Source organism: Delftia sp. 60 (assembly GCF_002754395.1).
Lineage (GTDB): Bacteria > Pseudomonadota > Gammaproteobacteria > Burkholderiales > Burkholderiaceae_C > Comamonas > Comamonas acidovorans.
Genome location: NZ_PEFD01000001.1, coordinates 3354736 through 3381011 on the forward strand (window position 1 = coordinate 3354736; position 26276 = coordinate 3381011).

Below are 26276 nucleotides of genomic sequence, written 5' to 3' on the forward strand. Positions count from 1 at the left end.
CCTGGCCAGTCGTCATGGCAGTGATCCCTGTGGGTCCCTTCCATCACTGCCAAGGACGATTTCCATGCATCCGCTTTTCCCTTCTTCGGGCGCCTGCCGCGCCGCCCTCCATCCGCTGGCCCATGCCGTGCTCTGCCTGGGCCTGGCCATGCCGCTGCAGGCGGCGCTGGCCCAGCCCGCCGCACAGACGCTGCGCTTCGACATAGCGGCGCAGCCGCTGGCCAGCGCGCTGGACCAGTTCGCGCGGCAGGCCGGACTGCAGCTGGTGTTCACGCCCTCGCTGGCCGCCCAGCGGCAGGCGCCGGCCGTACGGGGCGAGCTGCCGCTGCGCCAGGCGCTGGATGATTTGCTGGCCGGCAGCGGCCTGCAGGGCCATGTGCAAGAGGGCACGCTGACTGTGCAGCCCGTCGCCGCCATCGAAAAGACGCTGGCCGAAGTGCGGGTGAGCGCGCGCCGGGCCATCGACGGCACGACCGAGGGCACGGGCTCGTACACCAGCCGCGTGACCAGCATCGCCTCCAAGACGGACCAGTCGTTCCGCGAGATCCCGCAATCGGTGTCGGTGATCACGCGCCAGCAGCTCGACGACCGCCGCATGACCGACATCCGCGACGCGCTGGCCGCCACGCCCGGCATCACCACCAGCCAGATCAATTTCGACTCCACCTATTTCTATTCGCGCGGCTTCCAGATCGACAGCATGCAGATCGACGGCGGCGCGCCGCTGAACATCGCCCAGTACACCTACAGCGTCAACCAGAGCATGGACTTCTACGACCGCGTGGAGGTGATGCGCGGTGCCTCGGGCCTGCTGGGCGGCGTGGGCGACCCGGGCGGCATCATCAACATCGTGCGCAAGAAGCCGCTGGCCGAGCCGCGCTTCGTGGTGCAGCAGTCCATCGGCAGCTGGAACAACTACCAGACCATGGTGGATGCCACGGGGCCGCTGGCCCTTGATGGCCGGGTGCGCGGCCGGGCCGTGCTGTCCTACCAGGACACGGACCAGTTCGTGGACATCAAGCACACGCGCGCTCCCCAGTTCTACGGCGTGGTCGAGGCGGACCTGACGCCCGACACCCTGCTGACCGTGGGCATGAGCCGCAGCAAGATCCGCACGCGCGGCGATGGCGGCGGCGACGTGCCGCGCTACAGCGACGGCAGCGATATCGGCCTGCCGCGCCATACCAGCTTCACCCAGCCCTGGGCCACGGGCCGCAAGGACAACAGCGAGCTGTTCGGCGCGCTGGAGCACCGTTTTTCCGCACGCTGGAAGGGCAAGCTCAACCTGACCCGCAGCAAGTCCAGCTATGACGGCTCCACGGTGTTCGGCTACGGTGCGCTGGACCCCGCAACCGGCCTGGGCGTGAACTGGAACGGCGGCGGCCACTACCTGTACGAGAACCGGCAGACCGTGCTGGACGCCAGCCTGGCCGGCAGCTTCGACCTGGGCGGGCGCACGCACGAAATCCTGCTGGGCATGGACCGACAGAAGGTGGAGAGCTTCTGGAACGTGGGCTATTCCACCGATGCCACGGGCGTGGAGCCCATCGATGTCTACAACCCCGGCGCCTGGCGCCCCGCGCCGGCCGGCGAGATCTCGCGCCGCTACAACCCCTGGGGCCAGGACCAGTCGGGCGGCTATGGCGTATTGCGCCTGCATCCGACGGACCGCCTGCATGTGATCGTGGGCGCGCGCTATGCCAAGTACCGCTTCAACCAGGTCTATGAGTCGCTGAATGCGGCGGGCCAGTGGGAATTGGCATCGGGCAGCCGCTTTTCCGAGCCGGCCAAGTTCACGCCGTATGGCGGGGTGATCTATGACCTGAACAACCAATGGTCGGCCTATCTGAGCTATTCCTCGATTCTCAAGCCGCAGGCGCTGTCCAAGTCGGGGCCTCCTCCGGGCAATTCGCTGGACCCGGTCAAGGGCAAGAGCTATGAGGCCGGTTTCAAGGGCGAATTGGCCGATGGCCGGCTCAATGCCACATTCAGCCTTTTCAACGTGGTACGCACGGGCACGGCGGTGACGGATACGCGCTATCCGAGCAATCACGAGGAATGGTCGGGCAATTGCTGCTTTCTGCCGCAGGGCAAGGTGACCAGCCGCGGCTTTGACGCCGAGATCGGCGGCGAGCTGCGCCCCGGCTGGCAGATTGCGGCCGGCTACACCTACACCACCACGCGCGACAAGACCGAGGATGCGCCCTACAGCAGCATCACGCCGCGCCATCTGCTCAAGCTGTCCACGGCCTATGTGCTGCCGGGCGAGCTGTCGCGCTGGAAGATTGGCGGCAGCGCCCATATCCAGAGCAAGCACCATGTGCGCGATACGCTGTATGACGCCGACTGGAATGAAGTCGGCCGCTACAACTTCACCCAGGGCGGCTATTCGGTCATCAATGCGATGGTGCAGTACCGGATCGATCCGCGCTGGACGGTTTCCCTGAATCTCAACAATATCTTTGACAAGACGTACTACCAGACCGTGGGCTATGCGAGCGGCGGCAATTTCTATGGAAAGCCGCGCAATGCGGTGCTGACGCTGCGCGGCACCTTCTGAGGGCCGGGGCGGGGTCCAGGAGGGCCCGCCCCAGTCCGACCCAGGCCACTGGCCGCAATGGCGAAAACCATTGCGGCTGGCCTTTTTTCGATCTCGTTTGTCATGTATGAGGAGGGCCTTGAAGGCCGCCGCATCACGGCATCCGTTTTGGCCCCTTGTTTGCACGCATTCGTGCGTTCCTGTGCTTATCCGAATACCCATTACATGCCCCAATCCCAACCCGCTGATCGTGCAGATATCACCCAGGCCGACAGGCCCGTCCATCCGGGCCTGCTTGTCCTGTCCCGCCTGCTGGCCGCCGTCTTCGGCGGCTATGCGCTGGCCGGCGCGCTGGCGGCCTTCCTGGCCGCTGCGCTGCCCGGCGCGCGTGTCGATGCCGTGATTGCCGGCATGCAGTGGAGCTTTGCGCTGCACGCGCTGGCGGTGATCTGGGCGTTCTCGCCGGTTTCGGCGGGCCGGGTCTGGCTGGGGTTGCTGGTGCCTGCGGCCCTGATGGGCGGCGCCGCGCTGCTGCTGGCGCGCAATGGCGGGGGCGTTTGAGATGGCCAAGGCGCAGATCAGCAAGGTCCCCGGCAGCGGCGCTGCCACGGGCGGTTTCCGCCAGGCCCAGGCCTGGCTGCATACCTGGTGCGGGCTGTGGTTTTCGTGGCTGCTGTTCGCGGTGTTCCTCACGGGTTCGCTGGCCGTGTTCCAGGAAGCCATCACGCACTGGATGACGCCCGAGCACCATGCCGAGGAAGCGGCCGAGGCGGCAGCGCGCGCCGCCGCGCCGGCCGGGCAGGGTGCGGACCTGGGCCAGCGCCTGGCCTGGGGCGCGGCCTACATGCAAAAGCACCACCAGGGCGCGCAGATGTGGGAGATCTGGCCGGCCGACGACAAGGGCGGTGGCGACCTGCGTGTCTACTGGTTCGACGCCAACCGCCAGTACGCCGATGCCGAGCTGGACACCGCCACGGGCGAGGAAATGACGGCCGGCCACGGCCACGGCGCCGCGCGCGCCACCATGGGCGGCAACCATTTCGTGGACTTCCACTATGAACTGCATGCAGGGCAGGTGGGGCTGTGGGTGATCGGCATTGCCGCCATGGCCATGCTGGTGGCCCTGGTCAGCGGCGTGATCACGCACAAGCGCATCTTCAAGGACTTCTTCACCTTTCGCGCACGCAAGGGCCAGCGCAGCTGGCTGGACGCGCACAACGCCGTGGCGGTGCTGACGCTGCCCTTCCAGTTCATGATTGCCTATACCGGCATCGCCATCTCCAGCCTGAGCTTCATGCCCGTTGGCGTCTGGACGGTCTATGGCACGGACCAGGCCGCCCGCACGGCCTTCATCGCCGACATGAACGAGGCCGGGCCGCCCGCGCTGTCCGGCAAGCCCCTGGCGGTGCCCGATCTGGAGCCCTTTGTGCGGCGCGGCCAGGAGCTGATGGGCCAGGCGGTGCGCGCGGTGGTCGTCAACCATCCCGGCGATGCATCGGCACGCATCGGCGTCTACGGCTGGAACAGCGATGACCGTGCGCATCAGCGCCTGAGCCCCAATTCGGGCATGGCCATGTTCTCGGCCGCCACGGGCGAGGTGCTGCAGGTACGCCTGCCCGGCGGCGCCGACGGCGGCACCCCCTCGCTGGCCCAGGCGGTCATGGGCGGGCTGCACATGGTCAAGTTCGGCGGGCTGGCCATGAAGTGGCTGTACTTCCTGTGCGGCCTGGCGGGCGCGGCCATGATGGCCACGGGCGCCATTCTCTTCATGGTCAAGCGCCGCAGCCGCCACCAGGGCGAGTTCGGCAGCGCCACGGCGCGCGTGTACCGGCTGATCGAGGGCCTGAACGTGGGGGCCATCGCCGGGCTGGGCCTGGGCTGCATCGGCTATCTGTGGGCCAACCGCCTGGTGCCCGTGGGCCTGGCGCACCGCGATGACTGGGAGCTGGCCGTGTTCTTCGGGCTGTGGGGCCTGGCGCTGGTCCATGCGCTGGCCTGCGCGCCAGCCACGGCCTGGCGCCAGCAGATGGGCCTGCTGGCCATGCTGTGCCTGCTGCTGCCGCTGCTCAACTGGATCACCGTGGGCGAGCCGCTGTCGGCCCACATGCTGGAGGGCGACTGGGAAAGCGCCGGGGTGGAGCTGTTCTGCCTGGCCATGGGGCTGGCGGCCGCCTGGGCGTGGCGCTGGCTGGCGCGGCGCGGCGCGGGTGCCGCCGCCAAGGCAAGGACGGCCAAGGGCCAGACCGCCGTGGCCGGCCCCTCGGAGGTGCAGGCATGAGCACGTTGCACGCATCCCTGGCCGCACTGGCCCTGGCCTTTGCAGGCATGGCGGCCCTGGCCTTTGCCATGGACCGCCACTACGAACAATTGACCGGCGCGCGCGAGCTGCCGGCCCGCCGTGGCCCGCAGTTGCGCGGCCTGGGCACGGCGCTGCTGGCGCTGGCCCTTGTGCCCGTTGTCTCGGGCTGGGGCGGCACGGTGGGCTCGGTGGCCTGGCTGGGCTTTGTGTCCGCCGGCGCGCTGATGGCCGTGGCCCTGATCAGCGCCCATGCGCGCTGGGCGGCGCGGCTGGCCTGGTTGGCTGGCGTGCTTGCCGTGGCGGATTTGGCGTGGATTGTTTTCAGTTTCGGTACTACGGGGTTTTTCAGATGAGTTTCCTGCTTTCGTTCCAGTTCGGGGTGTGTGTGGTCGGGAGGCAAGCATGACGCGCACGCAGCAACGCTGGAAAGCCATCGCCGTGGCGGTGGTCCTGTTGGCGGCGGCCGGGGGCGCGGCCGCCTGGTGGTCCAGCCGGCCTGCCGTGGCCTACCAGACCGAGACCGTGGCGCGCACCGATATCGAGTCCACCGTCACGGCCATCGGCACGCTGCAGCCGCGCCGCTATGTGGACGTGGGCGCCCAGGTGTCGGGCCAGGTCACCCGGCTGCGCGTGGAGCCCGGCGCCCAGGTGGAGAAGGGCGCGCTGCTGGTGGAGATCGACCCCAGCGTGCAGCGCGCCACGGTGGATGCGGGACGTGCCTCGCTGGCCGGCCTGCGCGCACAGCTGGCCGAGCAGCAGGCGCTGCGCAAGCTGGCCGAGCAGCAGCTCACACGCCAGCGCCAGCTGGCCCGCGACGGGGCCACGCGCGAGGAAGACCTGCAGACCGCAGAAGCCAACCTGGCCGCCGCCGGCGCCCGCATGGAGCATCTGAAGGCCCAGATCGACCAGACCCAGGCCACGCTCAAGGCCGACGAGGCGCGCCTGGGCTATACGCGCATCTACGCGCCCATGGCGGGCACCGTGGTGTCGGTGGAGGCGCGCGAGGGCCAGACGCTGAACGCCACCTACCAGACGCCCAACATCCTGCGCATTGCCGACCTGTCGGCCATGACGGTGTGGACCGAAGTGTCCGAGGCCGACGTGCGCCGCGTGCGCGACGACATGCCGGTGTACTTCACCACGCTGGGCGGCGCCGACCAGGCCAGGCCCCGGCGCTGGTCCAGCAAGGTGCGCCAGGTGCTGCCTTCGCCCTCTACCAGCCAGGCGCCGGCCGGCGGCAATGCGGGCCAGGCGCCTGCGCCCGCCACCAAGGCCGTGGCCTATACCGTGCTGTTCGATGTGGACAACGAGGACGCCGAGCTGATGCCCCAGATGACGGCCCAGGTGGTCTTCGTCACCGGACAGGCCGCGCAGGCGCTGACCGTGCCGCTGATGGCCGTGGCCGACAAGGCGGGAACGACTGACAAGGCGGAAAAGGCAGAGAACGCCGAGAAGGCCGAGAAGGCCGGCAGCACGCAGACCGTGCGCGTGCTGGACGCCAAGGGCCAGCCCGAGCAGCGCACCGTGCGCCTGGGCGTGCGCAGCCGCCACCAGGCCGAGGTGCTGGAGGGCCTGCAGGAAGGCGAGCGCGTCATCGTCGGCGAGACGCCTCTGGACCGTGGCCCGCGGTGGCTGCAATGGTGATGGCGCAGGGCATGCAGGCCGGCGCGCCGCTGACCGCACCGCTGATAGAGCTGCGCGGCATCACCAAGCACTACGGCGGCGGCGACAGCGGCCAGCCCGCCGTCACCGTGCTGCACGGCATCGACCTGGAGATACGTGCGGGCGAGTTCGTGGCCGTGGTGGGCAGCTCGGGTTCGGGCAAGTCCACGCTGATGAACATCCTGGGCTGCCTGGACCGGCCCAGCGAGGGCAGCTACCACTTCCAGGGCCAGGACGTGGCCACGCTGGACTCGGACGCGCTGGCCTGGCTGCGGCGCGAGGCCTTCGGCTTCGTCTTCCAGGGCTACCACCTGATCGCCAGCGAAAGCGCCAGCGAGAACGTGGAAATGCCCGCCATCTACGCGGGCCTGCCCAAGGAAGAGCGCGTGCGGCGCGCCCGTGCGCTGCTGGAGCGCCTGGGCCTGGGCTCGCGCCTGGGCAACCGGCCCAACCAGCTGTCGGGCGGGCAGCAGCAGCGTGTGTCGATTGCGCGTGCGCTGATGAACGGCGGCCAGATCATCCTGGCCGACGAACCCACGGGCGCGCTGGACTCGCACAGCGGCGCCGAGGTCATGGCCCTGCTGCGCGAGCTGGCCGACGCGGGCCACACCATCATCCTCATCACCCACGACCGCACTGTGGCCGCCCAGGCGCGCCGCGTGATCGAGATCAGCGACGGCCGCATCACCAGCGACAGCCAGCGCGACGATGCCGCAAACGGGGTGAATGCGGGCGCCGCTGCCCTGCCGCTCACGCCGCAGCGCGGCAGCGCCGGCGCGCCCTGGCTGGCCGAGCTGTTCGAGGCCGCGCGCAGCGCCTGGCGCGGCATGCGCATGAACCGCGTGCGCACCAGCCTGACCTTGCTGGGCATCGTCATCGGCGTGGCCTCGGTCATCGTGATGCTGGCCATTGGCGAGGGCGCGCGGCGCAAGGTGGTCGAGCAGATGGGGACCATGGGAACGGCCATCCTCTACATGGGCAGCAAGCCGCCGGCCACGGGCGGGCCGGCCGGGCAGATGACCGAGGAAGACCTGGCCGCCGTGCGCGAACTGCCCGAGATACGGCGCGTGATGCCCGTGATCGGCGACCCCATCACCGTGCGCTACGGCAAGGCCGACAAGCAGATCTACGTGTTCGCGGCCAGCGAGGAGATGCCCCTGGTGCACCACTGGAAGCTGGCCCAGGGCCGCTACTACACCGAGGCCGAGGACCGCGACCTGGCGCCCCTGGTGGTCCTGGGCCACAAGGCGCACCAGCACTTCTTCCCCGACACGCCCAACCCGCTGGGCCGCCAGCTGATCATCGGCACATCGGCCTTCGAGGTCATCGGCGTGATGAGCGAGCGCGGCGCGGACTCGGGCGCGCAGAACTATGACGACATGGTCTTCATTCCCTACCGCTCGGGCCGGGCGCGCGTCTACCAGTCGCAGACCCAGCCCGACTATGTGGTGATCGAGGCCATGTCCTCCGACGTGGTGCACGAGGCAGAGGAGGCCATGCGCAAGCTGCTGCTGGCGCGCCACGGCGGGCGCGAGGACTTCGGCATCGGCAACGCGGCCGCGCGCATCCAGGCCGAGGCCGCCACGCGCCAGAGCATGGCGGTGATGCTGGGCCTGATTGCCGCCGTCTCCCTGGTGGTGGGCGGCATCGGCGTGATGAACGTGATGCTGATGACGGTGCGCGAGCGCACGCGCGAGATCGGCATCCGCATGGCCACGGGCGCACGCCAGCGCGACATCCTGCGCCAGTTCCTGACCGAGGCCAGCCTGGTCACCTTTGTGGGCGGCACGGTGGGCCTGCTGGCCGGGCTGGCCGTGGGCGTGGTGCTCATCGTGGCGGGCGTGCCCGTGGTGTTTTCGGTGCGCGCCATGCTGGGCGCCTTTGCCTGCGCCGTGGTGACGGGCCTGGTGTTCGGCTACATGCCTGCCAAGACGGCGGCGCGGCTGGACCCGGTGCGCGCGCTGGCGGGAGAGTGAGATGAAAGACATGAACGACAAGACGCTGGGAAATGCGCGCCTGGGCTGCATCGCCCTGGCCCTGGCTGCGCTGGGCGGTTGCGCCGCGCAGCAGACGATGCCGGACCGGGAGGCGCCTGCGCTGGCCGCTTCCTGGAAGCAGCAGGGCGAAGTCCTCCCTGCCTCTGTTTCACCGCAGTGGTGGCAGGCCTTTGGCAGTGCGGAGCTGGGCGGCATGGTGCAGGCTGCCCAGGACCAGAGCCTGGACATGGCTGCCGCCATGGCCCGCGTGCGCCAGGCCGAGGCGGCCACGCGCCAGGCAGGCGCGGCGCTGCTGCCCTCGCTCAATGGCGAGCTGCGCGCCCAGCGCATGAACCATGCACAGGTGGCGGGCGGGCAGGCCAGCGTCTACGGCGCCGCGCTGACGGCTTCGTATGAGGTGGACTTCTGGGGCCGCAACCGCGCCACGCGCGATGCGGCGGCGGCGGCCTGGCAGGCCAGCCGGTTCGACCAGGACACGGTGCGCCTCACGGTCACCGCCCAGGTGGCCCATGGCTGGCTGCAGGCCGTGGCGCTGCGTGAGCGCCAGGCCATTGCGGCGCGCAATGTGGCCAATGCCGAGCGGCTGCTGGGCCTGGTGGAGTCCCGCGCGCGCGCAGGCGCCGCCACCCAGCTGGAGTTGGCCCAGCAGCGCGGCCTGGTGGCCAGCCAGCGCCAGGCCCTGGCCACGCTGCGCCGCCAGGGCGAGGATGCCGATGCTACGCTGGCCGTGCTGCTGGGCCAGGCCCGGCGCCCCGCGCTGGCCACGGATTCGCTGCAGGCCCTGCAGCTGCCCGAGATCGGCGCAGGCCTGCCCACGCAACTGCTGCAGCGCCGGCCCGACATTGCCAATGCGGAAGCACAGCTGGCCGCCGCCAGCGCCAACCTGCAGGCGGCCCGTGCGGCGCTGTGGCCCCGGCTGACCCTCACAGGCAGCGCGGGCACCAGCGCGGGCCGCGCCAGCGACTGGCTGCGCGAGCCGGTCTATTCGCTGCTGGCCGGACTGGCCGGCCCCATCTTCGACGGCGGCCGTCTGGCGGCCGAGCGCGATGGCGCCCAGGCCCGGCGCGAGGAGCTGCTGGCCGGCTACCACAAGGCCATCGTCGCGGCCTATGGCGATGTGGACCTGGCGCTCAACGCCGTCCACGGCCTCAAGGCCCAGTCCGAGGCTCAGGCCGAGGTGCTGGCCCAGGCCCGCCAGGCCGTGTCGCTGGCCGAGCTGCGCTACAAGGCCGGGGCGGAAAGCCTGCTGTCCCTGCTGCAGGCCCAGACCACGCTGTACGCGGCCCAGGACGATGCCGTGCTGCAGCGCCTGCTGCAGCTGCAGGCGCGCGTGGCGCTGTACCGGGCGCTGGGCGGGGGATGGGAGGCGCCTGCCATGGGCGCTGAAATGCCGGAAAGGCAGGCACAAAAAAGCCAGGAGGCATTGCCACCTGGCTGAGAGGGAAGGGCCAGGGCCGCCACCCGGTCCTGTCGGGTGTGCGGCCTGAGGCCTCAGGCTTGAAGCCTGCTCAGCTGCCGCGCGTGATGGGCACGCCGGCATCCTTGCCGTAGGCGCCGTACTTGCCCAGCTCCCACTTGGCGATGGCGTTGCGGTGCACTTCGTCCGGGCCGTCGGCAAAGCGCAGCGTGCGCGCGTGGGCGTAGGCGCTGGCCAGCGGGAAGTCGTCGCTCATGCCGCCGCCGCCGTGCACCTGCATGGCCCAGTCGATGACCTGGCAGGCCATGCTGGGGGCCACGACCTTGATCATGGCGATCTCGCTGCGCGCCACCTTGTTGCCGGCAATGTCCATCAGCCAGGCGGCCTTGAGCGTGAGCAGGCGCGCCATGTCGATGCGGCAGCGTGCCTCGGCGATGCGTTCCTGCGTCACGGTCTGCTGGGCCACGCTCTTGCCGAAGGCGATGCGCGAGCTGGCGCGCTTGCACATCAGCTCCAGCGCGCGCTCGGCCAGGCCGATCAGGCGCATGCAGTGGTGGATGCGGCCGGGGCCAAGGCGGCCCTGGGCGATCTCGAAGCCACGGCCCTCGCCCAGCAGGATGTTGCCCACGGGAACGCGCACGTTCTCGAAGTACATCTCCATGTGGCCGTGCGGCGCATCGTCATAGCCCATGACGTTGAGCGGACGCACGATGCGGATGCCGGGCGCGTCGCCGGGCACGATGATCATGCTTTGCTGCGAGTGCTTGGGCGCATCGGGGTCGGTCTTGCCCATGGTGATGAAGACCTGGCAGCGCGGATCGCCGGCACCCGAGATCCACCACTTGTGGCCGTTGATCACGTACTCGTCGCCCTGGCGCTCGATGCGGGTGCAGATGTTGGTGGCGTCGGAGGAGGCCACCTCGGGCTCGGTCATGGCGAAGGCCGAGCGGATCTTGCCCTCCAGCAGCGGCTTGAGCCAGCGCTCCTTGAGTTCGGTGCTGCCGTAGCGCGCAATGGTTTCCATGTTGCCGGTGTCGGGCGCCGAGCAGTTGAACACCTCGCTGGACCATGGCACGCGGCCCATGATCTCGGCCAGCGGCGCGTATTCCTGGTTGGTCAGGCCGCCGCCCTTGTAGCCTGCGGCCTCGGCGCTGTCCACGGGCAGGAAGAGGTTCCACAGGCCTTGCTCCCGGGCCTTGACCTTGAGCTTCTCGATGGTCTGCAGCGGCGTCCAGCGCTTGCCTGCGGCGGTGTTGGCTTCCATCTCGGCGGCATAGTCCTTTTCGCCGGGATAGATGTGCTCGTCCATGAACTTCAGCAGGCGTTCCTGCAGGTCCTTGGTCTTGGGCGAATATTCAAAGTCCATGGATGCGCTCCTTCTCTTGGCTTGTCGCTTGTGGTGGAAACGGGGTGATCGGTGAGTGATGGGGGCGGTCTGGATGGCTCAGCTGCGCTGGGCAAAGGACCAGGCCAGCTCGGCCATGGGCCGGGCGGTGTCGCCCGAGGCCTTGGCCTGGGCGCTGGAGGCCGTGCCGGCTTCCACGCGCTTGGCAATGCCTTGCAGGATGGCCGCGATGCGGAACATGTTGTAGGCCATGTAGAAGTTCCAGTCGGCGCGCAGCGTGTCCACGTCCTTGAGGCCCGTGCGCTCGCAGTAGCGGCGGATGTATTCCTCTTCGCCGGGAATGCCCAGGGCCGCCAGGTCCTTGCCTGCGATGCCCCGGCCCAGCGTGGCCGGGATGTGCCAGCTCATGCAGTGGTAGCTGAAATCGGCCAGCGGGTGGCCCAGGGTGGACAGCTCCCAGTCCAGCACGGCAATGACGCGCGGCTCGGTGGGGTGGAACATCAGGTTGTCCAGGCGGAAGTCGCCGTGCACGATGGACACGCGCGAGGCATCCAGCGCGCTGGCCGGCATGTGGGCGGGCAGCCACTGCATGAGCTGGTCCATCTCGGGGATGGGCTGGGTGACCGAGGCCACGTACTGCTTGCTCCAGCGGCCGATCTGGCGCTCGAAGTAGTTGCCGCTCTTGCCGTAGTCGGCCAGGCCCTGGGCCGCGAAGTCCACGGTGTGCAGGGCCGAGATCACGCGGTTCATCTCGTCGTAGATGGCGGCGCGCTGGGCCGGCTCCATGCCGGGCAGGGACTGGTCCCAGAGCACGCGGCCTTCCATGCACTCCATGATGTAGAAGGCGCGGCCGATGATGGACTCGTCCTCGCACAGCGCATACATGTGGGGCACGGGCACGTCGGTGCCGGCCAGGCCCTTCATCACGCGGAACTCGCGCTCGATGGCATGGGCCGAGGGCAGCAGCTTGGCCACGGGGCCGGGCTTGGAGCGCATCACGTAGCTGCGGCCGGGCGTGATGAGCTTGTAGGTGGGGTTGGACTGGCCGCCCTTGAACATCTCCACCTGCAGCGGGCCGGCAAAGCCCTGCACATGGCCCTGCATCCAGGCGGTGAGCGCGGGCACGTCGAATGCGTGCTGGTCGGAGACGGGGCGCGTGCCTACGAAATGGTCGAAAGTGCTCATGGGGCAGTCAGTCCTGTGATCGGTTCGGAAACCGGTTCTAGAAAGGGGAGCAGCCGCGCGGCACGGGCGCGGCAAGGCACCGGCCGGCGCGAGCGTCCGGTCGGTGAAGGAAAGGGTTGTGTGTACGCGGCGCGGTGGGGGCCGCGCAGGTTCAGGCGTCGGGCGCGGCGATGCGCAGCAGCGTGTCGCGGTCGCAGACCACCAGGCCACCCGGCTCGATGCGGATGGCGTTCTCGCGCTCCATGGCCTTGAGTTCCTGGTTCACGCGCTGGCGCGAGGCGCCCAGCAACTGGGCCAGTTCCTCCTGCGCCAGGTGCAGGCCGATGCGGATCTCGCTGCCATCCGACAGGCTGGTCACGCCATAGCTGCGCACCAGGTGCAGCAGCTGCTTGGCCAGGCGCGCGCGCAGCGGCAGGGTGTTGAGGTCCTCGACCAGGCCGTAGAGCTGGCGGATGCGCCGTGCATGCAGGCGCAGCATGGCTTCCGAGAACTCCACATGCATGGACAGGATTTTCTTGAAGTCGGTCTTGGACACGCACAGCAGCGTGGTCTCGCCGTGCGCATAGGCATCGTGCGTGCGCTTGTCCCCGTCCAGGATGGCCACGTCGCCGAACCAGATGCCCGGCTCCACGTAGTCCAGCGTGATCTGCTTGCCCGTGATCGAGGTCGAGCTCACGCGCACCGCACCGCGGGCGCAGGCGATCCATTCCTCGGGCGGTTCTCCGCGTGCGCAGATGAGCGTGCCATCTTTGAACCGTTTGACGTAAGCGCATCGAAGAATGTCGTGCCGAAGCGATGGAGAAAGTGATGAAAACCAGCGACCGGAATTGATCGCTTCACGTTCTTCGATGGTAAGAATCGGGTCGTCCATGGCCTGTCTTTTGCGTGACTGATGACGGTCACATTGTCGCGTGTGGGACCGCCGCGGCGCAGCATGCCGCCGGCGGGCCTGTCACTTCGGTGTCTGGGCCTGCCGAAAACGGGGCAGGGCGGCGAAAAAAAGGCGACCCGTCTTGCATCGGGTCGCCGGCTTTGCAGGGCTTATGGCTCCTCGTGCGTGAGGCTCAGCCCCAGCGCGCCACGGCGACGCAGCCAGGGGCTGGGGCGGTAGCGCGGGTCGCCATACACGGTCTGCAGGTTGAACAGGACCTCCAGCATGTTGGTGGGGCCCCAGCGGTCGCCCATGGCCAGCGGGCCCATGGGATAGCCCAGGCCCAGGGTTACGGCCTTTTCCAGATCGGCCGGGCTGCCGATGCCCTGCTGGCAGATGTCGCTGGCGATGTTGACGATGGAGCCCACCACGCGCTGCGTGACGAAGCCGCCGCTGTCGCGGATCACGCTCACGGCCTTTCCGTCGCTGGCAAAGAGCGCATGGGCCGCATCGCGCATGTCGGTGCGCGTGGCCGGCGTGGTGGCCAGCACGCGGCGGCGCGTGTCGGCGTCGGCGATCAGCATGTCGATGCCCATGGTGCGCGTGCAGTCCAGCCGCTCCACGGCAGCCACCGTGGTCACGTCCAGGCCCAGCGGCGCCACCAGGATCAAGGCCTGCTCGGTCGGTGCCTGCGCGGTTTCAATGCGTGCGCCCAGGCTCTTGAGCAACTGGTAGATCTCGTTGCGCCGGGCCGCGCGTGCGGACACCCAGACCGGTGGCAGCGTCTGCACCTGCGGCACGGCAGGCTCGGCAGGCTGCTCGGCGCGGCCTTCGGTATAGCGGTAAAAGCCCTGGCCGGTCTTGCGGCCCAGCAGGCCGGCCGCCACGCGCTGCGCTGCAATGGGGCTGGGGCGGTAGCGCGGCTCCTGGTAGTACTGGTGGTAGATGTGCTCCATCACGGCATGGGTGACATCCAGGCCGGTGAGATCCATCAGCTCGAACGGGCCGAGCTTGAATCCCACCTGCTCGCGCAGGATGCGGTCGATGGTGGCGAAGTCGGCAATGCCTTCCTGCACGATGCGCAGCGCCTCGGTCACATAGCCTCGGCCCAGGTGGTTGACCAGAAAGCCCGGCGTGTCCTGCGCACGCACGGGCGTGTGGCCGAAGCTGCGCGCGAACTGTGCCAGCGCGGCGCAGGTGGCCTCGTCCGTGGCCAGGCCGCGCACGATCTCCACCACCTTCATCAGCGGCGCCGGGTTGAAGAAGTGAAAGCCGGCAAAGCGCTGCGGATGCTTGAGCGCCGTGGCCAGCGTGGTGATGGACAGGGCCGAGGTATTGCTGGCGATGAGGGTCCCGGGCGCAACGATGGCCTCCAGCTCGCGCAGCAGCGCCTGCTTGGCATCCATGCGCTCGACGATGGCCTCTATCACCAGATCGCAGTTCCTGAAGGCATCGAGACTGTCCACCACCGTCAGCCGGGCCTTGCAATCTGCGGCTTGCTCACTTGTTATTTTTTGTTTCTTCTGCAGCGTGTCCCACAGCGCAAGCAGCTGTTGTTGCGCTTGTGCGGCAGCACCGGGACGGGCATCCTGCAACAGCACCCTGACGCCTGCCTGGGCGGCCAACTGGGCAATGCCTTGCCCCATGATGCCTGCGCCTATCAATCCGACGTTTCTGATAGGAGAAATGTTGTTTTGGATCATATACATAGAGGAGGTGTCCTACAGGTGTCTATGCAAAAATGCAAGCGTTCAAAGAAAGGCTGATGTGAGAATTTGTAGCACCATTCTCGGCGTCGCCCTGTCCTCCATGGCCTGGAACGCGTCCGCATTGTCGTTGGGCAGTCCTCGGGGCAACGTGGTGCTGGGCGCTCCGTTCGACCTGGTGGTGGGCTTGCAGCCCGATAGCGGAAACGACGCCGGCAGCTCCTGTGTGCGCGCCGAGCTGCTGGCCGGTGACAGGCCCATCGAATCCTCGCGCGTCAGTGTCAGCCCGACCTCGTCGGGCAAGGCCGTGCGGGTGCAGGCCCGCTATACGGTGGACGAGCCCATCGTGACGCTCAAGCTGTGGGCGGGCTGCGAAGGTGGCGGCATCAGCCGCAGCTATACGCTGCTGGCGCAGCTGCCAGATTCGGTGGACGCCTCAGGCAACCAGCCCATCAATGTGCGTGAACTGGCAGCAGCGCAGCCTGCGCTGCCGACCGTGGGCGCCGCTGCAGCAGCTGGCGCTGGCGCTGGTGCAGCCGGTGTGGCTGGCACCGCTTCTGAATCTTCTTCGACACCCTCCCGCGCGGCCGCTGCCCGCAGTGCCCGGTCGGATGCCCGGCCTGCCACGGCGTCCGCTCCCAAGGAGGCGCAGCCCCAGCCCAAACCAAAGCCCAAGCCGAAACCCAAGGCCGCGGCCGAAAAGTCCAAGCCTCCCGTGGGTGTGACCGCCCAGGCCCAGGCCGGGCAGCTGCAGGCGGGCCTGCGCATCGAACCGCGCCTGCGCATGGAGCCGGTGGAGGAGTGGCTGGGAACGGGCGGCACCCCGGGCGCCGCTGGAGCAGCCGGAACACCCGGAACACCCGGAACACCCGGAACACCCGGAACACCCGAAGGCGGCGCCGCATCTGCGGCTCCCATGTTCGATGCCGGCAGCGAGCAGCTGGCCGAGGCCAACAAGCGCGTGCAGGCGCTGGAGGCCGAGATGGCGGCCTTCAAGAAGCGCGACGGCGTGGACCGTGGGCAACTGGCCCAGCTGCGGGCCGAGCTGGACGCAATGCGCCAGGAGTCCGGCGGCTCATCCTGGCTGTTCAATGCGCTGCTGCTGGCCCTGATTGCCGCCGTGGCCGTGATCGGCTGGATGGCCTGGCGCATGCGCTCGGGTGCTTCGCTGTTCTCGCGCGAGCAAAACGCTTGGCGGGAATCGGTGGAGCGTTCGTCGCAGGACCCCGTGCCGTCGACCCCGCCCCATGTGCGCGATGACGAGATCCACACCCTGCCGCATTCCCTGGATCCCCATAGGCCCACGCGGCCCATGGCCCCCAGCCTGCGTGAGCACCGGCCTGCGGCACCGCAGCAGGATGACCGCCGGGGACCGGATACCCTGGCTTCGCCCTATGTGCAGCGCGGCGCCCAGATGCGCCCCGGCGTGACCTATGAGCTGCATGAGGATGTGGACCCTGGCGACTTCGGCCCGGCCACCATTCCCGTGCCTGTGTCCGTGCATGCCGAGCTGGAAACCGAGCCTGCGCCGCAGGCCCCGGCACCTGTGCGCACATCCGGGCCCGAGGCCATCAAGGCCAGGCGCATGGTGCAGCCCGGCGAACTGTTCGACGTGCAGCAGCAGGCGGAATTCTTCATCTCGGTGGGCGAGCACCAGCAGGCCATCGAGCTGCTGCGCTCGCATATCGACACGCATGAGGATTCCTCGCCGCTGGCCTATCTGGAGCTGCTGCACCTGTACTACACGCTGAGCCGCCGCGACGATTTCGACCAGCTGCGCGCCCGCTTCGCCAGGCATTTCAACGCCCGTGTGCCGGCCATGCCGGGCTTCACCGACAAGGGCAGCAGCCTGCTGCAGGGCTATCCCGAGCAACTGGCACGCATCGAGGCCCTGTGGCCCGTGGACGAAGTCGAAACTTGCCTGGCGCACTACCTGTTCAAGCAGGACGGTGCACCCGACCCCGATGCGCCGGCCCCCTTCGACCTGGCGGCCTTCGACGACCTGCTGCTGCTGCTGTCCATTGCGCGCACCTCACCTGCCGGAACCCGCGGCGAACCCGGCCCGCGCGAGCGCACCACGCCGCGCATGGTCACGGGCACGGCCGCAGCCGGCGCAGCCACGGCCGGCGCGGCTGCCTTCACAGCGGCTGCAGAAGCCACGCCGGCGCAGGCTCCTGCATCCGCGGCCACGGGCGTGGACTGGATGGCAGAGCTGCAGCCGCCGATAGAACCTGCACAGCCGCAGCCGGCCTCGGTGACGCCGCTGGAGCCGGGCCTGGAGTTCACCCCCATGGACACGCTGCCACTGTCCACGGGTGCTGTCGGTGGCGGCGACAAGCCTGCGAGCAGCGCACCGGACTCGTTGTCCGCACCGCTGCACTTCGAGCTGCAGCCCCTGAACTTCGATCTGGATCAGGCCGGCCAGCTGCCCGCAGGCCAGGTGCGCGCCGTGCCCCTGGGCGAGGCGCCTTCCTTCATCCACGATGAGTCGGCACCGCTGCTGGACATAGACCTCACGGACCTGGGCGAGAACGAGCTGCCGCATGTCGATGTGCCCTCGCGCTTTCCGCCCGTGACGCTGTCGGTGCCCGGCTCGGGTGCCGTGGGTTTCAGCAGCCACAATCTCAAGGCGCCGCTGGACATGGACCTGGCGCTGGACAAGTGGGAGCTGGAACCGCCCGACACCGTGCGTGAGCACCGTGGCCTGGACGAGCCGCTGAGCCGCTCGGTGGACATGCTGCTGTCGCGCGAGACCGACCCGGCCTTTCGTAGCTCACCACAGGCTCCGTCGCCGCAGGCAGACGACAAGGGTCCGCCCAAGGGCTGAGGCAGTGAAAAAAAAGGGAGCATCTGCTCCCTTTTTTGTTGGGTGCCCAGCAAGAACTCAGTCGGCAGCGTGCATGCTGGCGAGCAACTGCTGCGCCGCCGCTTCAGGATCCTCGGCATTGACCAGTGCCCGCACCACGGCCACCGAGCCTACGCCCGTGGCGCGCACGGCCGGGAACTGGTCGGCCGAGATGCCGCCGATGGCCACCAGCGGATAGCGCTGCATCAGGCGCACATAGGCGCTCAGGCGCGCCAGGCCCTGTGGAGCCGTGGCCATCTTCTTGAGCGTTGTGGGGAAGACGGCGCCCAGCGCGATGTAGCTGGGCTGCACCGCATGGGCGCGCACCATTTCGGCATAGCCATGCGTGCTCACGCCCAGGCGCAGGCCCGAGGCGTGGATGGCTTGCAGGTCGGCGCCGGCCAGCGTGTCCAGGTCTTCCTGGCCCACATGCACGCCATAGGCGCCGGCATCGATGGCCTCGCGCCAGTGGTCGTTGATGAAGAGCAGGGCGTCCGTGCCTTCCACGGCGGCCACGGCGGCGCGCACTTCGCGGGCGATGGCGTCGCGGTCCTCGGACTTGAGGCGCAATTGCACGGTGGGCACACCGGCGCGGGCCATGCGTCCCACCCATTGCGCGTCGGGCAGCACGCCGTACAGGCCCAGGGACCTTGGGCACTCCGGGAAGGCCAGTGCGGGATCGGCGCCCTCCAGGCCGAAGTCGCGCGGATCGTCGGGCCATAGCGTGGCCTCGAAGCGGCCCCTGCGCAGCGTCTGCGCCTGCCAGGCGCAGGCCAGCGTCTCGGCGTCGATGGCGATGAAGCCCAGCGCGCTGCAGGCCTGCAGCGCCGCAAGATAGGCCGGCTCCTGGCGCTGTGCCTGAGGCACGGGCTGGGAGGGCAGGGCGGAGCCTTCAGGGGCGAAGGTGGCGCCGTGCAGGCGCACGATGGCATCTGCCCAGGATTGGATGGAGTCGTTGCTCATGGCCGGTCTCCTCAGCCGTGGTGCCAGAACGGCGTGCCCAGCACGGGCGTGCTGGGCTGGGCGGCAGATTGCTCGGCCATGGCGCCGGCGCGGTGGGCGGCGTGGCCGGCGTTCACGGCATCGGCAAAGGCGCCGGCCATGGCCACCGGGTCTTCGGACAGGGCCACGGCCGTGTTCAGCAGCACGGCGTCATAGCCCCATTCCATGACCTGGCAGGCATGCGAGGGCCGGCCCAGGCCCGCATCCACGATCAGCGGCACCTTCAGGCGTTCGCGCAGCGTCTGCATGGCATAGGGGTTGACGGGGCCGCGGCCCGTGCCGATGGGCGCCGCCCAGGGCATGACGGCCTGGCAGCCCACATCCACGAGGCGCTGGCACAGCACCAGATCCTCGGTGGTGTAGGGCAGGACCTGGAAGCCGTCCTTGATGAGGATGGAGGCGGCCTCGACCAGGTTCAGCGTGTCGGGCTGCAGGGTGTAGTCGTCGCCGATCAGCTCCAGCTTGATCCAGGGCGTCTCGAAGACTTCGCGCGCCATCTGGGCCGTGGTCACGGCTTCCTGCACGGTCATGCAGCCGGCGGTGTTGGGCAGCACAGGCACGTTGAGCTTTCTGAGCAGTTCCCAGAAGCTGGCGCCGGTCTCGGCGGCATTGCTGCCCTGGCGGCGCAGCGAGGCCGTGACCATGGCAGGGCGCGCGCGCTGCACGGCAGCTTCGAGCACGGCGGGCGAGGGGTAGCGGGAGGTGCCCAGCAGCAGGCGGCTGTCAAAGCGCTGGCCGTACAGGACCAGGCTGTCGTCGGAGGAAGAGGCGGAAGTCGTCATGGCGTGAGGCAATGGGAGAGTCGGATGGGGCATCAGCCGCCGGTCACCGGCGAGATCACTTCGAGGCGGTCGCCGTCGTTCAGCGCCTGCTCGGCATAGCGGGCCTTGGGTACGAAGACGGTATTGATGGCCACGGCAAAGGGCGGGCGCGGCGCAAGCTGGGCCAGCGCGTCGGCCACGGTGGCTCCGTCGCTCAGTTCGGTCGCTTGCTGGTTGATGGTGATGTTCATGGCGGCTGGGGGGAAACGAAAGGCGGGTACGGGGGCTTGTTCGATCTTAGGCAGGGCCGGGCCTGGCGACCCTGCATGCATGTCCGGTCTGTTGTGCGTGAAAGTGCCGTGCGTGCCGTTCAGGCGGCTGCCTTGTGCTGCGATGGCGCATTCTCGACGGCGACATCGAAGCGGCGGGCCAGTTCGGAATCGCCGCTGTCGAGCAGCTGCAGCACCACGTCCAGCATGGCCGGCGCGATCATGAAGCCATGGCGGTACAGGCCGTTGACCTCCATCACGCGCGGCGCGCTCCAGCGCACGGCCGGCAGATTGTCGGGCAGGGTGGGGCGGCACTGGGTGGCTATCTCGACGATGCGGCCCTCGGCAAAACCCGGATGCACGGTGTAGGCGGCGCTCAGCAGCTCCAGCGTGGAGCGCACGCTGGCCGGCGACATGTCGTCGGACTCGATCTCGGTGGCGCCGATGACGAAGAGGTGGTCCTCCTTGGGCGCAATGTAGATCGGGTAGCGCGGATGGATCAGGCGCGTGGGCCGCTGCAGCGTGACCTCGGGCGCGTGGATGCGCACCACCTCGCCGCGCACGCCGCGCAGCGCAGGCCACTGGCCGCGTGCGCCCAGGCCCCGGCAGTCCAGCACCCAGTCGGGCTGGCCCGGCGTGCCGGGTTGGAAGTCGGCCAGCTCGCGCGGCTGGTTCCAGTGCTGCTCCACGCCCAGGCGGGTCAGCGTGGCGTGGAGTGCGGCCAGCAGCTGGCGGTTGTCCAATTGGCCCTCGCCCTGCAGGTACATGGCCTGGGCAAAGCGCCGCTCAAGCGCGGGCTCGCAGTCGTGCAGGGCCTGGTCGGCCAGCGGCTGCAGCGCGGGAAGGCTGGGGTTGATGCGGCGGTTTTTCTCCAGCAGGCCGAAGAAGCGCTGGGCATCGCCCGCGTCCTGGCGGTGCCAGAGGATGAGGGTGCCGTTTTGCTGGAAGAACACGGGCGCATCGAGCTGGGCCAGCAGTTCGGGCCAGCGCGTCAGGCCGTGCTGGCCCATGCGCACCACGCCGGGCTCGGTGATGGCCGATTCGGCCAGGGGCGCGAGCATGGCGGCTGCCACGCGGGCCGCGGCGCCATCGCCTTCGGGGCCGTGGGCGTCGTATACGGCAATGCCGTGGCCGCGACGGGCCAGCGCCAATGCCAGCAGCCGGCCCATGAGGCCGCCGCCCAGAATGGCGATGCGGGAAGAAGCTTGTAGAACGGACATGTGCATCTGGTGGTCAAGTGCGCCCATGCCCGTGGGACTGCCGGCCGGCTGTCCGCGCACAGGGCATGTGCTGGACAAAACGCGGCGTACCACCCCGATTGATTGAAACTCCCCACGCCAGCATGACCTGGATCGGGTGCAGGGGCGCTGCGCGGCAAGGTGCCTGTGGTGCAGGCTTGTGCGGCAGGGGGCTGGTCGCCCCGGGGCCCCAGGGTGTTTCTCAGTCACGCATCGGTGAGGCGGGCCAGGCCCTGTTTCACCGACGGGACACCCCTGTTTCGTCCGTCAGCAGGCATTACAGCACATCCCGCAGCTGCCGGTATTGACCATGCGCATGGGTGATAATTTTCGCCCATGACTGCCGACCACTCCCCTTCGACCGCCGCATCCCCCGAACCGGCTCCCGCCGCGCGCAAGCGCTATGCCCGCGTGCTCATCATCGCGGGCTCCGACAGCGGCGGCGGCGCCGGCATACAGGCCGACCTCAAGACCTGCAGCGCCCTGGGCTGCTACGGCATGACGGCCATCACGGCCATCACCGTGCAGAACACGCTGGGCGTCAGCGGCATCCACGGCATTCCCGTGGACATACTGCGCGGCCAGATCGATGCGGTGGTCGAGGACATCGGCGCCGACGCCGTCAAGATCGGCATGCTGGCCACGCCCGAGGTGGTGCAGGTGGTGGCCGATGCCATCCGCCGCCACCAGCTGCGCAACGTGGTGCTGGACCCCGTGATGGTGGCCACCAGCGGCGACCGGCTGATTGCCCCGGAAACCGCCTCCGTGCTGGTGCGCGAACTGTTCCCCCTGGCCACCGTGGTCACGCCCAATCTGGACGAGGCCGCGCTGCTGCTGGGCCACTCCATTGAGGGCATAGACGCACTGGACGGCGCTGTGCAGGAACTCCTGGCGCTGGGCGCGCCTGCCGCCTTGCTCAAGGGCGGGCACTTGTCGGGCGATCTGGTGGTGGACCTGCTGGGCCATGGCAACGGCCAGCGGCTGCGCCTGCAGTCGCAGCGCATTGCCACGCACAACGGGCACGGCACGGGCTGCACGCTGTCTTCGGCGATTGCCTCTCACCTGGCGCTGGGCCTGCCGCTGGAGGCGGCCGTGGCCCAGGCGCGCGATTACATCCTGGGCGCGATTGCGGCCGGCGCCGATGTGTTCACGGGCGCCGGCCATGGCCCGCTGAACCACGGCTATGCGCCGCGCGCGCAGGTCGTGGTCAACGGCTGAACGTCAGCCAGACGTCCAGGTAATCAGCCCACGTCACCAGCCCCAGGTCAGGCTGCGCGCCACCCAGCCCTTTTGGCCGTTGTCGCGCTGGACCTGGGCCCAGGAGCCCTGTTTCCTGAGCGTGCGCACCACTTCCATTTCAGCCAGCTTGCCCACCACGCGATGGTTCTGGCCCGGGCCGGCGCGCAGGTTGGCGGTGCGCCCGGTCACCACCATGTGCGGGGTCTTGCCGGTCAGCGGCGCATGCACCCAGCCCAGCGTGCTCTCGTTGTCCCTGACGCGCAGCCACTGGCCCTTGCGCTGCACCACCTGCAGCGGATAGCCCTTGCCCAGTTCCCACAGCGTGGCCGAGCGCGTGGTGGGCTGCTGCCGCACATTGACGCTGGCGCCCTTGACGCTGACGAACTCGCGCGCATGGGCGACGGCCGGAGCCAGGGTGGTGGTGAGGACGGCGAGGGCGGTGGCGGCTGCGGCCAGCCAGCGGGCGGCACGGCGTTGATTGCAAGGCACGGGAACGGGTCTCCTTTCGTTCGAGGTCGGCTGGCGCGCGGAGACTTTCCAGCGCGGGCCGAGCCCAGGGAAAGCGCGTGGGATCAGGCGATGCCGCTATAGTTCCTGAATGAAACTGACGGGCGGTACCCCGGGTTCGCCTGCAATCGCCCGGGCTTGCCGTACGCTTGCCGCACCACAGTGTTTTCCAGGAGGGCTTGTATGCACCATGCTGTTTCCCGATCCGGCGCGCAGGGCCGGCACGCGGCGATTCTGACGGCCTGCCTTGCGGCAGGACTGGCGGATGCCCAGGCGCAGGAGGCCCAGGCCGTTGCCGCAGCCGCCGAGGGCCGCGACGCGGCCAAGGCGCAGGAGGGTGTGGTGAACCGCCCCGAATTCGGCCCCGCGCTGCTGGCGGCCGCCCAGGCGGGCGAAGCGCTGCAGGTGCGCGACTGGCTCAAGCGCGGCGCGCCGGTGGATGTGCGTGATCCGCAGGGCAACACGCCGCTGCTGCTGGCCGTGCGCGGCAACCATGTCGAGGTCGCACGCTCCTTGCTGGTCCACGGGGCCAATCCCAATCTCAAGAACGACCTGCAGGACAGCGCCTATCTGCTGGCCGGTGCCCTGGGCCGGCTGGAAATCCTGCGCATGACACTGTCCTATGGTGCGGACCTGCAAAGCGTCAACCGCTATGGCGGCACGGCGCTGATCCCCGCCTGCGAGCGCGGCCACGTCGATACCGTGCAGGCCTTGCTGGCTGCCGGTGTACGGGCCGACCATGTGAACCGGCTGGGCTGGACCTGCCTGCTCGAAGCCGTTTTGCTGGGCGATGGTGGCCCGCGCTACCAGGACATCGTGCGCCAGCTGATCACGGCGAAGGCGGACCTCAGCCTGCCCGACAAGGACGGCGTCACGGCCCTGGCCCACGCCCGCCAGCGCAGCCAGCATGAGGTGGAGCGGCTGCTGCAGGAGGCGGGAGCGCGCTGATCGACGCAAGCGAAAACGACTGAAATCGAGGTCTGAACACCGGAATCAGACGGATCTGATTGCTATGGAAAGGTCTTGTTGCAAATGATTTCCATTTTCAACAAAGGCCCTTGCCATGCGCACTTCAGATTGCCGTTCCCGACCTTTCGTCTCCGGCCCCCAGTCATGCCTTTATTCGGTCTTCGCTGCGGCGCTGGTCACACCCGCATACGCGCAGGCTGTGCCCCCTGAGGATCGCCAGGTCCAGCTGGCGCCGGTCACCGTTTCGGGACCGCGCACCACCGGCTCGCGCACCGAGGCATCCGACTCGGTCAAGTACGCCAAGCCGCTGCTGGACGTGCCCCAGACCATTACGGTGGTACCGGGGCAGGTGCTCCAGGAACAGAACGCCCTGAGCCTGCAGCAGGCGCTGTCCAATGTGTCGGGCATCACCTTCAATGCGGGCGAGGGCGGTGCGGGCTCGGGCGACAGCATCAACATCCGCGGCTTCAGCGCCAACGCCAACCTGCAGATCGACGGGCTGCGCGACAGTGGGCAGAACAACCGCAGCGACCTCTTCAACACGGAGTCTGTCGAAGTCATCAAGGGCCCGAACTCGGTCTTCGGCGGGGCAGGCACCTCGGGCGGCAGCATCAACATGATCAGCAAGCAGCCCAAGGCCCATGACTTCACCGAGGCCGACGCGGGCCTGGGCACGGCCAGCTACCGGCGCCTCACGCTCGACACCAACCGGGTGCTGGCTGGCGGCAAGGCCGCCATGCGCCTGAACCTCATGGGCCATGACAGCGACGTGGCCGGGCGCGACACCATCTTCAAGCGGCGCTGGGGTGTGGCGCCCTCGCTGGCTCTGGGATTGAATTCGCCCACGCGCGTGACTCTCAGCTTCTTCCACCAGAACGATGACAATCTTCCCGACTTCGGCGTGCCGGCCTTTCGTGGCAAGATGCTCGATGGCGTCTCGCGCAATGCCTATTTCGGCTGGCGCAACCTTGACCGGGAAAAGATCAGCCAGGATGCCCTGACCGCGAAGATTGAGCATGACTTCGCCTCGGGCGCCAAGCTGCAGAACCTCTCGCGCTACTCGCGGCTGAGCCGCGATACCGTGATCTCTGCCTCGCATGTCGATCTCCGGGGCATGCAGCCTGGCTACTACCGGCCCGCAGGGCCCCAGGCCTATGGCCGCGATGCGGCCACCACCCTGTGGATCAACCAGACCAACCTGACACAGCGCTTCGACACAGGCGTGCTGGGGCATACGCTGATCACGGGCTTCGAGATCGCGCGCGAGACCTATGACCGCACCACCTCTTCCTACAACATCAACCGGCAGTTCCCGGCGGGCGGCTATCCGCTGGCCCGTCCGCCCGGATACTGGACGGGCACGACGGACTTGCAAAACAGCGGAAGGAACGAAACCAGCCTGGACACCCGCGCGCTGTATGCCACCGACTCCATTGCGCTGGGTCCGCGCTGGGATCTGAACCTGGGCCTGCGCTATGACTGGATCGACGGGCGCTCCAACGCCACAACGGCCGCTGGCGTGCGCACCTCGGTGGACAGCTCCGCCGGCCGGCTCAGCGGCCGCACGGCCCTGAGCTTCAAGCCCGCCGACAACGGCCGCATCTACCTGGCCTACGGCACGGCCTTCAACCCTTCCGCCGAATTCCTTGTCTCCACGGGCTCGGGCCTGGATGCGGCCACGGCCTCGCTGGCACCCGAGAAGAACACCAGCCTGGAACTGGGAACCAAGTGGGATGTGCTGGACCGCCAGTTGGCGCTGACCGGCGCCCTGTTCCAGGTGGACAAGACCAATGCCCGCGAGCAGATGGCCGATGGCAGCTATCTGCTGGCCGGAGAGCAGCGCGTGCGCGGGCTGGAGCTCGGTGCCGCAGGCAAGGTGATGCCGCAATGGGATGTCTTCGCCAACTACACCTTCATGGCCAGCAAGACCCTCAAGTCATTGAACGAGCCTGCGCGTGTGGGCCAGGCGCTGGGCAATACGCCCCGCCATTCGCTGAACCTGTGGACCACCTATGCATTGCCCCAAGGCTGGACGGTGGGCTATGGGGTGCGCTTCGTGGGCACGCGCAATGTCACCTCGGCAGGCGATGGGAAACTCTCTGCCTATTGGGTGCACAGCGCCATGGTCGGCTATGAACTCAACCGGCAATGGAAGCTCAGGCTCAATCTCGAAAACATCGGCAACAAGGCCTATGTGGCCGGCGTGCGCCAGCGCCTGGGCGAGCAGTCGCGCTCCTCGGCCGTTGAATACGGCGAAGGCCGCACGGCCAGGGTAACGGCAACCTATCAGTTCTGAAGTGCCGGATTGCCTGGGGCCCGACGCTCAGAGTCGGCCGCAGGCAACAATGCGTGCAAGCTGCCCCAGAGGGCAGCTTTTGTTTTTGATGGAGTCGTCGGACAAAAAAAGAGCCCGCACAAGGCGGGC

At 68.6% G+C, this 26276-nt stretch carries 20 protein-coding genes; 11 read left to right on the forward strand and 9 right to left on the reverse strand.

Translation table 11 applies throughout. The features are described 5' to 3' along the window. Positions 1–64 precede the first annotated feature (64 nt). From CLV01_RS15195 to CLV01_RS15225, 7 genes are all read left to right on the forward strand, one after another. Entirely contained in the window at positions 65–2560 is a 2496-nt protein-coding gene (locus CLV01_RS15195) for a TonB-dependent siderophore receptor (RefSeq protein WP_047473137.1), read from the forward strand. A gap of 204 nt (positions 2561–2764) precedes the next feature. After that, positions 2765–3100 (forward strand): DUF3649 domain-containing protein, encoded by a 336-nt coding sequence (locus CLV01_RS15200; RefSeq protein WP_180288400.1) that lies wholly within the window; start codon positions 2765–2767, stop codon positions 3098–3100. 1 nt (position 3101) lies between these two features. Continuing rightward, a complete protein-coding gene (locus CLV01_RS15205; RefSeq protein ID WP_099733921.1) occupies positions 3102–4817 on the forward strand; it encodes a PepSY-associated TM helix domain-containing protein in 1716 nt (571 codons plus the stop codon). Beyond that, a complete protein-coding gene (locus CLV01_RS15210; protein WP_063326381.1) occupies positions 4814–5191 on the forward strand; it encodes a DUF3325 domain-containing protein in 378 nt (125 codons plus the stop codon). Before CLV01_RS15205 ends, CLV01_RS15210 begins: the two co-directional genes overlap by 4 nt. A gap of 49 nt (positions 5192–5240) precedes the next feature. Beyond that, on the forward strand, positions 5241–6482 hold the full coding sequence (locus tag CLV01_RS15215; RefSeq protein WP_088165029.1) for an efflux RND transporter periplasmic adaptor subunit: 1242 nt from the start codon (positions 5241–5243) through the stop codon (positions 6480–6482). Next, positions 6482–8476, forward strand: coding sequence for an ABC transporter permease (locus tag CLV01_RS15220; protein WP_099735138.1), 1995 nt, complete (start codon positions 6482–6484; stop codon positions 8474–8476). Before CLV01_RS15215 ends, CLV01_RS15220 begins: the two co-directional genes overlap by 1 nt. A 1-nt stretch (position 8477) precedes the next feature. Further along, positions 8478–9935: an efflux transporter outer membrane subunit gene (locus CLV01_RS15225; protein ID WP_099733920.1), complete on the forward strand. Its 1458-nt coding sequence runs from the start codon at positions 8478–8480 to the stop codon at positions 9933–9935. Between the two features lie 70 nt (positions 9936–10005). Here the strand turns inward: CLV01_RS15225 and CLV01_RS15230 are convergent, their stop codons facing one another. The 4 genes from CLV01_RS15230 to CLV01_RS15245 all read right to left on the reverse strand — a co-directional run bounded on the left by CLV01_RS15230 (position 10006) and on the right by CLV01_RS15245 (position 15024). Beyond that, a complete protein-coding gene (locus tag CLV01_RS15230) occupies positions 10006–11280 on the reverse strand; it encodes an acyl-CoA dehydrogenase family protein (protein WP_012205123.1) in 1275 nt (424 codons plus the stop codon). 78 nt (positions 11281–11358) lie between these two features. Continuing rightward, complete coding sequence (locus CLV01_RS15235) at positions 11359–12444, reverse strand: phosphotransferase (RefSeq protein WP_013802790.1); 1086 nt, start codon at positions 12442–12444, stop codon at positions 11359–11361. Between the two features lie 151 nt (positions 12445–12595). Further along, positions 12596–13315 (reverse strand): Crp/Fnr family transcriptional regulator, encoded by a 720-nt coding sequence (locus tag CLV01_RS15240; protein WP_012205125.1) that lies wholly within the window; start codon positions 13313–13315, stop codon positions 12596–12598. A 170-nt stretch (positions 13316–13485) separates the two neighbouring features. Next, positions 13486–15024: a 3-hydroxyacyl-CoA dehydrogenase gene (locus tag CLV01_RS15245; protein ID WP_099733919.1), complete on the reverse strand. Its 1539-nt coding sequence runs from the start codon at positions 15022–15024 to the stop codon at positions 13486–13488. A 100-nt stretch (positions 15025–15124) separates the two neighbouring features. Here CLV01_RS15245 and CLV01_RS15250 point away from each other — a divergent pair, with 100 nt between their 5' ends. Continuing rightward, positions 15125–17848 (forward strand): type IV pilus assembly protein FimV, encoded by a 2724-nt coding sequence (locus tag CLV01_RS15250; protein ID WP_099733918.1) that lies wholly within the window; start codon positions 15125–15127, stop codon positions 17846–17848. Between the two features lie 57 nt (positions 17849–17905). Here the strand turns inward: CLV01_RS15250 and thiE are convergent, their stop codons facing one another. The 4 genes from thiE to CLV01_RS15270 form a co-directional block, all read right to left on the reverse strand. Next, on the reverse strand, positions 17906–18829 hold the full coding sequence (gene thiE, locus CLV01_RS15255; protein ID WP_099733917.1) for a thiamine phosphate synthase: 924 nt from the start codon (positions 18827–18829) through the stop codon (positions 17906–17908). An 11-nt stretch (positions 18830–18840) separates the two neighbouring features. Further along, a complete protein-coding gene (locus tag CLV01_RS15260) occupies positions 18841–19650 on the reverse strand; it encodes a thiazole synthase (RefSeq protein WP_016446735.1) in 810 nt (269 codons plus the stop codon). Between the two features lie 32 nt (positions 19651–19682). After that, positions 19683–19880, reverse strand: coding sequence for a sulfur carrier protein ThiS (gene thiS / locus CLV01_RS15265; RefSeq protein WP_012205130.1), 198 nt, complete (start codon positions 19878–19880; stop codon positions 19683–19685). Between the two features lie 119 nt (positions 19881–19999). Then, positions 20000–21118, reverse strand: a complete 1119-nt coding sequence (locus tag CLV01_RS15270; RefSeq protein ID WP_099735137.1) for an FAD-dependent oxidoreductase — start codon at positions 21116–21118, stop codon at positions 20000–20002. 354 nt (positions 21119–21472) lie between these two features. Between CLV01_RS15270 and thiD the strand changes: the two genes are divergently transcribed. After that, the gene (gene thiD, locus CLV01_RS15275; RefSeq protein ID WP_043822751.1) at positions 21473–22354 is read left to right on the forward strand and encodes a bifunctional hydroxymethylpyrimidine kinase/phosphomethylpyrimidine kinase; all 882 of its coding nucleotides are present in this window, start codon (positions 21473–21475) and stop codon (positions 22352–22354) included. Positions 22355–22387: 33 nt separating this feature from the next. On the opposite strand, the gene CLV01_RS15280 is transcribed toward thiD, so the two are convergent. After that, on the reverse strand, positions 22388–22864 hold the full coding sequence (locus tag CLV01_RS15280) for an SH3 domain-containing protein (RefSeq protein WP_034392657.1): 477 nt from the start codon (positions 22862–22864) through the stop codon (positions 22388–22390). Positions 22865–23065: 201 nt separating this feature from the next. On the opposite strand from CLV01_RS15280, the gene CLV01_RS15285 reads away from it, so the two are divergent. Further along, positions 23066–23830 (forward strand): ankyrin repeat domain-containing protein, encoded by a 765-nt coding sequence (locus CLV01_RS15285; RefSeq protein WP_099733916.1) that lies wholly within the window; start codon positions 23066–23068, stop codon positions 23828–23830. Positions 23831–23945: 115 nt separating this feature from the next. After that, a complete protein-coding gene (locus tag CLV01_RS15290; protein WP_099733915.1) occupies positions 23946–26147 on the forward strand; it encodes a TonB-dependent receptor in 2202 nt (733 codons plus the stop codon). Positions 26148–26276 lie beyond the last annotated feature (129 nt).